We start from the raw sequence: 7,716 nt of genomic DNA on the forward strand, positions 1-7,716 counted from the left end.
CCGCGGCCGGCCGCGGTCAGCGGTACCCGTATCTCCCGCGCCCAGTAGGAGGCGGTGCGCTCGGTGCCGGGCACCCCGTCGACCTTCACCCGGCCGAGTTTCGCCCGGCGTCCGGCGGAGTCGGTGACGGACACGTCCAGCTTGGTGCCGGAGCTGTTCGGCGGCACGATCACCCGCAGCGCCAGGTGCGTGGCGCCGGACAGGGACACCGGCTTGGCCGGGGTGACCTTCGTCGCCCTGCCCGCCGCTGACCACTTCAGCGCGACGGCGCTACGCCCGGCCTCCGTCGCCGACTGCCACCAGGCGAAGTGCGGGGACGTCCCCTTGACCTTCCCGCTCAGGCAGGCCTTGCTCGCGGACGGGTCGACCGCGGCGCACAGTCGGCCGCCGGTCACCTTCACCCCGTTGTCGGGCAGGAACCCGCCGGTGCGGCGGGCGCCGACGGCGTGGGTGAGCACCCTGGCCGGGTCGGCGGACGGGGCGCGCCGGTTCGAGCCGTCGAGCAGCGGGCGGACCCGGTCGTCGCCCGCCACGAACAGCCGGGCCGCGGCGGCCGTGTAGGTGGCACCGGCCTTCTGCTGCTGGCCGGCGGTGAGCCGGGTACGGCTGCGCGTGGAGCACACCTTGTCCCGGTCGTGGCTGTCCGGGTCCTCCCAGAAGTCGTCGTCGGCGGGTGCCTCGGCCTGGCCGGGCGTCCACTCGCTGTTGAAGAAGTTGTGGTTGGCGCCGACGACGTACACGGCGCTGTGCAGGGCGCTCCCCTTGCTGACGCCGCGCGTGCCGTCCACGTACACCTCGCCCTGGAGGTCGGCGACATCGCCGTCGCAGCCGGGCAGGATGGTCACGGACGGGACGTCGGCGACGGGGTTGTGGCCGAAGATGGTGGGCCCGATGAGCACGGTGCCGCGGATCTTCCAGCTGACGGGACCGCGGTAGCCGTCCTGCGCGGCGGGCGCCGGGTAGAGGCTGTCCATCGCGGCCCGGTTGACGCCCTCGCCGCCGCGCGAGTGGCCGACGAGCAGGACACGGGAGAGGTCGGTCTCGGGCGCGTCGCGCACCACGGCCGGGGCGTCGCCGCGGTGGGCGGTCCAGTCGGCCCACTTCGCGAGGTGCTGGCGCACCAGCGAGGAACGGGCCTGCGCGCCGCCGTCCTCGACCTCCCCGTCCTGGCCGTTGATGCCGTTCGCCGAGATCGACACCGTCATGTAGCCCTGGGAGGCGAGCAGTTTCTGGTCGCGCAGATAGCCCTTGTAGCTGGGGATCGCCTTCTGGCCGGCCGGACAGGGCCAGTCGCCGGTCACCTCGTCGCCGCCCGGCTTGTAACAGGTGCTGTGCCGGCCGTGCAGGAACAGCGCGAGCGGCCGCTTGCCGGTGGCGCCCTTCGGCGCGACGACGACGGCCTGCATCTCGACGGGTGCGGCGAAGCCGGGCAGTTTCACCGGGGGGAGGTCGTACTCGCCGGAGACCGTGCCGTACGGCCCCGGCTTGCCGGGGTCGACGGCGTTCGCCGGCGGCTGTGCCGGAAGCCGCCCTTCGTCCGGCGCGGCGCTCCCACCGCCACCGGAGCCACCGTCGTCGCCGGAGCCGCCGGCCTTGGCGTCCAGCCGGCGCCCGGCCGCAAGCACCCGGAGGTCCTCCAGCGGGGTGTCCTGGTCGAGGGCGAGCCGGAACGTACGCCCGTCGGCCGCCGCCCTCGGTACGCCGAGCAGCCGGTCGCCGGCGTGGAACTCGACCCGGGCGTCACCCATGGGCACCGTCCGCTCGGACCGCCAGACCAGCTCCCGTTCCGCCCCTTCACCGGTGACGCGCCACCCCGGCGGCAGCCCGCCGTCCGATGCGGTCGCCGATGCCGCGGTCACCGACGGCGGTTGGGCCTGTGCCGACCCGGGTGCTCCCGCCAGCGCCGCGAGGACGACCACGGCGGCGACACCTGTTCGCCGGGCATGGATCAAGGGTCCCTCCCCACACTTCGAGCGCGGGCGCCCCACCCGTACCGGAAGCGCCTCACGCCACGAAGGAGGCGAAACGGAATCTGTAGGTTGCCTGTGCGCCCGAACCGGCTTGCGAATGAGGGGACATGGACCGCCGACGGCTCACGAAGAGCCCGGGATGTGTCTCGAAATGCACCCTGGGACAGCCGTGGAGGTCCGGCATGAACTGCCGACAGCGAGGGCGGAAATAGCAGTTCATCACGGGCCTGAGAGCGACGACGGACTCCGCGGCGACCTCTGCGGACCCCCTCCGAAGCCCCGGCCAGTGGCTTGATCTAGTCTTCGCGCAACGCGCCCGTGTACCGCCCAGGAACACGCGACGCTCTCTCGTTCCGCGTTCCGGGGGTTCGAACACGTGCCTATGCGCACTCTTCCGGCTGCCACCGCACTGGCCGTCCTCGTCAGTTCGGCCGCGCTCACGGTGGGGTCGGCCTCTCCTGCGGCGGCCGCCGCCGAACTGCCGGTCACATCGGTCGGTGACATCGTGGTGGACGCCGTCCATCAGCGTGTCTTCGTCAGCAACCCGCGCGGCGGCCAGATCGTCGCCACCGACTACACGGGCAGGACTGTGAAAACCGTGCCCTCGCTGCCCGGTGTCAGCGGTCTGGAACTGTCACCCGACTCGGGCGCGCTGTACGCGGCGGTGCCGGGTGCCGACGCGATCGTCGCCGTCAGCACGGCGACCCTGACCGAGGTCAAGCGCTACCCGACGGGCGGGGGCACCGACCCGCAGTACCCGGCGTGGGCCGGCGGCAAGCTGTGGTTCGGCTACGGCACCGCCGGTCAGGGCAACATCGGCTCGCTCGATCTGTCCGTCGCCTCCCCGGTGGTCACGCTGAACCAGGACCCGAACCACCCCTGGTACGCGGCGCCGGTCCTGGCGACCCACCCGGGCGCGCCCCACACACTGGTGGCGGGCGTCAAGGACGTCAGCCCGTTCTCCCTGGCGGTCTACGACGTGTCCACGGGGACGGCCACCCGCACGGCGAGCGGCCCGAACACCGTCGACTCCGTCGGCGGCAACCTGCAGGACCTCGCGCTCGGCGCCGACGGCTCCCAGATCGTCACAGCCGGTGAGTCCCCGTCCCACCACCAGGCGTTCAGGACCTCGGATCTGGCCCCCGACGGCATCTACCCGAGCACCTATCAGCCGACGGCCGTCGAGATCGCACCCGACGGCACGATCGCGGCGGGCGTCGACCACTGGAACGATCCGGTCGTCTACCTCTACGAAGCCCACGCGACCACACCTGTCCGCACGCACACCTTCAGCAGCAGCGAAGGCTTCGGCAACGGCCGGGTCGTGCCCGGCGGCCTGGCCTGGACACCCGACGAGTCCCGCCTGTTCGTGATCACCACGGACCAGGACGGCTCCTTCACCTTGCGCGTGCTGACCGATCCCACCCGGGCGGCGACAGCCGTCTCGATCGACGCGCCGACCACGGCCACCCGTGCCAAGGAACTGACGGTCACCGGCAAGGTGAGCTCGGACCTCGCGTTCCCCGCCGGGACCACCGTCGCGGTGACCCGCACCGACCTGGAGTCCCCGGCGGGCAAGACCCTCGCGGACGTGCCGGTCGAGGGCGACGGCACGTACTCCTTCAAGGACATCCCGCCCTCCGGGGGCACCGTGAAGTACACGGTCTCCTACCTGGGCGACACCGACCACACGACGAGTTCCGCCTCCGACACCGTCGCGGTCTCCCGCGCCACACCCACGCTGACGCTCAACAAGAACGGCAACGTGTACGCGTACGGCGCGGACGTCACGTTCACCGCGCACCTCGGAACGACGCACAAGAACCGCAAGCTGGAGATCTGGGCCGACCCGTACGGCTCCGACAAGCCGAACAAGCTGGTCAAGTCGGGGACGGTGAACTCCTCGGGGAACCTGTCGGTCACCCTCGACCTGACCCGTGACACCAAGCTCACGGCGAAGTTCGCGGGCGACGCCCGCTACAAGCCGGTCACGGCGACGAGCAGCATCCACACCAAGGTCAGGATCTCGACCTCGATCAGCGGGTACTACAAGACCCGGTCGGTGTGGAACCACACCTACCACTACGTCCGCCAGTCCAAGGACCCCGTCCTGAAGACGACGATGACGTACTACCCGGGCCGCAAGCAGCTCCTCCAGCTCCAGGCCTACTACCAGGGCGCCTGGCGCGACGCGGGCGCGCAGTACTTCCCGCTCTCCACGTCCGGCGTCTCCCAGGTCACGCTCACGGGCACCCCGACCACGAACGTCCGCTTCCGTTTCCGCTCCGAGTACCACGACAGGAACGGCGACAACGTCAACACGACGACGTACGGCGCCTGGAAGTACTTCATCTTCACCAGCTGACGCGACCCCGAGTTCCCTGTCCGGAAAACGCCACTCGACAGCCTCTCCACCTCGGCACCAGTGGACGTCGCGGGGTTCGGGACGCCCCTGTGGGTCCCTTGTCAGTGGCTTGATCTAGTCTTCGCTCAATGTGTCCGTGTACCGTCCAGGTACTCGGGACGCTCTCTCGCTTTCGTTCCGGGGGGTTCGAAACACGTGCGTATGCGCACCCTTCCGACGGCCACCGCGTTGGCCGTCCTCTTCAGTTCGGCCGCGCTCGCGGTCACCGGGGCCACGCCCGCCGTCGCCGACACCAGCACTCCGCTGCCGGTGCAGTCGGCCGGGGACATCGTCGTCGACGGCGCCCACCAGCGGGTCTTCGTCTCCGATCCGGTCGGCGGCAAGGTCGTCGCCACCGACTACGCGGGCCATGTCGTCGGCACCGTGGCCTCGCTGCCCGGTGCCAAGGGTCTGGAGCTGTCCCCCGACTCGGGCACGCTGTACGCGGCGGTGCCGGGGGACGACTCCCTCGTGGCCATCGACACCGCGACGGTCACCGAGGCGAAGCGGTACCCGACGGGCGAGGGCACCGACCCGCAGTACCCGGCGTGGGCCGGCGGCAAGCTGTGGTTCGGATACGGCGCCGCCGCCCAGGGCAACATCGGCTCGCTCGACGTGTCCGGCTCCGATCCCGTGGTCACCCTCAAGCAGGCCGGCGGCTGGTACACGGCCCCCATGCTGGCCTCCACGCCCGGCGCCCCGAACACCCTGGCGGCCGGCGTCGAGGGCGTGAGCCCGGCCACCGTGGCCGTCTACGACGTGTCGTCGGGGACGGCGACGAAGACGGCGACCGGCCCGAACACCAACGACTACGTGGCGAGCAACCTGCGCGACCTCGCCCTCACCCCCGACGGCTCCCACCTCGTGGTGGCCAGTGGCGCCCCGTACTACCAGCAGGTCTACAAGACGTCCGACCTGACGCCGGACGGCAAGTACCCGACCGACGCGTACCCGAACGCCGTCGACATCGCCCCCGACGGCACGGTCGCCGCGGGCATCGACGGCATGTACGAGCCGGACGTGTGGGTCTACGAGCCGGGCACCACCAGCGCCGAGCACGTCTACGACTTCACGGACACCGCCGACGGCACCGGCGCGGGCACCCTCGTGCCCGGCGGCCTCGCCTTCGCGCCCGACGAGTCGCACCTGTTCGCGGTGGTCGCCACCAGCTCCGGCGGCTACGCGCTGCGCGACCTCGACGACACCGCCCCGGCGCCCACGACCCTCTCGGTGAACGCGCCCGCGACGGCCACCCGCGCCAAGGAGCTGACGGTCACCGGCAAACTGACCTCGGACACGGCCTTCGCCCCGGGGACGACCCTCACCGTCACCCGCACCGACCTGGAGTCCCCGTCGGGCAAGGCGCTCGCCCCGGTCACGGTCGCCGCGGACGGCACGTACTCCTTCAAGGACACCCCGCCGGCCGGCGGCACCGTCACGTACACCGTCTCCTACGCGGGCGACACCAAGCACACCGCCGCGAGCGCCTCCGACACCGTCGAGGTCTCCCGCGCCACGTCCACGCTGACGCTCAACAAGAACGGCGACGTGTACGCGTACGGCGCGGACGTCTCGTTCACGGCGCACCTCGGGACCACGTACAAGAACCGCACGGTCGAGATCTGGGCCGACCCGTACGGCTCCGACAAGCCGAACAAGCTGGTCAAGTCGGGGACCGTGAACTCCTCGGGGAACCTGTCGGTCACCCTCGACCTGACCCGTGACACCAAGCTCACAGCGAAGTTCGCGGGCGACGCCCGCTACAAGCCGGTGACGGCGACGAGCCGCGTCTACACCAAGGTCAGCGTGTCGACGACCCCGAGCCGTCACTACAAGACGAACTACGCCTGGAGCCACACCTACTACTACTTCCGCAAGTCCGTGGACCCGCTGTTCACGACGCGGATGACCTCCTACCCGGGCCGCAAGTACCGGGTCGAGATACAGGGGTACTACCAGGGTGCCTGGCACACCACGGGCAAGGAGTACTTCGCCCTGGAATCGGGCGGCGTGGGCGCGGTCGAGCTGACCGGAACGCCGAGCACGGGCGTCCGTTTCCGGATCCGTTCCGCGTATATCGACACGTCCTCCGGCGACAATGTCAACACCACGACGTACGGCAGCTGGAAGTACTTCATCTTCACCAGCTGACGTCCCGTCGGCCCGATCACCACACGAGCGCGTCCGGTTCAACTCCGGGCGCGCTCGCGGTCGTTGGGGACGGATGAGGGTGCGGCAGGGTTCCCGTGACCACTGTGAGGAACGAGTCATTCCGAATCATTTCGAAAGCGCTCTCACTTACCTGCCGGTACGTGTGAGGATACGCGGACCCTGCCGAAAAACTTGAGATCTCAATCTGAGGTCACGGTTGCAAAGGAACAGGACATGACCGCCCCTGTGCCCTCTGTTGTCTCTTCGGACACGGGCCGCCTTCTCGTCGTGGACGACGAGGAGGGGATCCGTTCCATGCTCACCATGGCCCTGGAGTTCCTCGGCTACCAGGTGATCCCCGCGGCCACCGGGCGCCAGGCGCTCCAGGCCGTCACGCGCCACGACCCCGATCTGATCCTCCTCGACGTCAACCTGCCCGACCTCGGCGGCTTCGAGGTCTGCCGGACGCTGCGCGAACGCGGCAACGCGGTACCGGTGCTCTTCCTCACCGGGCTCGGCGGCGTCGACGACCGGGTGCGCGGCCTCGACATGGGCGGCGACGACTTCGTCACGAAACCCTTCGAACTGAAAGAGGTCGCGGCACGGGTACGCGCGCTGCTCCGCCGCGCGGGCGGCGCCCCGCCCGCCCCCGACCGCAACCGGCTGCGCGCCGGGGAGGTCCAGCTCGACGCGGACGCCCACCAGGTGTGGGCCGCCGGCCGCCCCGTCGACCTCACCACCACCGAGTTCGCGCTCCTGCGCTACCTCATGGAGAACCCCGGCCGCGTCCTGTCCCGCGGGCAGATCCAGGAACGCGTCTGGAACCACCGCGACGAGGGCTCCGGCGTCGTCGACACCTACATCTACTATTTGCGCCGCAAACTGGGCGAACCCGGCCAGTCACTGATACGCACGGTCCGGGGGGTGGGCTACCAGCTGTGCACCAACTGAGCGAACGCCGGAACGCCGCGCTGGACAGCGGGGGCAGTAAGGGCAGCAAGGGCGGTGGGGGTGGCGGAGCCGCCGGGAGTGGGACGCGACGCTCCCGGCGAGGAGCGGGCGGATGAGCGGCTTCACCGGACTGGGCGAGACGATCAAGGCCGCCGGACTGCTCGCGACGACCACCCCGAGCGAACAGCACGCTCCCCGCACGAACCGCGCCGCGTCGGAGCATCCCCTGCGTTCCGCCCG

General features: G+C 70.6%; 4 protein-coding genes. 3 read left to right on the forward strand and 1 reads right to left on the reverse strand.

Annotation, left to right across the window (positions count from 1 at the left end; all coding sequences use genetic code 11):
* Positions 1-1,952 (reverse strand): alpha/beta hydrolase family protein (locus AOK23_RS33110; RefSeq protein WP_055716236.1); only part of this gene is annotated, 1,952 nt, incomplete at its 3' end.
* Between the two features lie 400 nt (positions 1,953-2,352).
* Here AOK23_RS33110 and AOK23_RS33115 point away from each other — a divergent pair.
* From AOK23_RS33115 to AOK23_RS33125, 3 genes are all read left to right on the forward strand, one after another.
* Positions 2,353-4,335, forward strand: coding sequence for a YncE family protein (locus tag AOK23_RS33115; RefSeq protein WP_055716234.1), 1,983 nt, complete (start codon positions 2,353-2,355; stop codon positions 4,333-4,335).
* 201 nt (positions 4,336-4,536) lie between these two features.
* Positions 4,537-6,525 (forward strand): YncE family protein, encoded by a 1,989-nt coding sequence (locus AOK23_RS33120; RefSeq protein WP_079049849.1) that lies wholly within the window; start codon positions 4,537-4,539, stop codon positions 6,523-6,525.
* 234 nt (positions 6,526-6,759) lie between these two features.
* Positions 6,760-7,476, forward strand: coding sequence for a response regulator transcription factor (locus AOK23_RS33125; protein ID WP_240496680.1), 717 nt, complete (start codon positions 6,760-6,762; stop codon positions 7,474-7,476).
* Positions 7,477-7,716 lie beyond the last annotated feature (240 nt).

The organism is Streptomyces torulosus (genome assembly GCF_001419765.1).
Lineage (GTDB): Bacteria > Actinomycetota > Actinomycetes > Streptomycetales > Streptomycetaceae > Streptomyces > Streptomyces torulosus.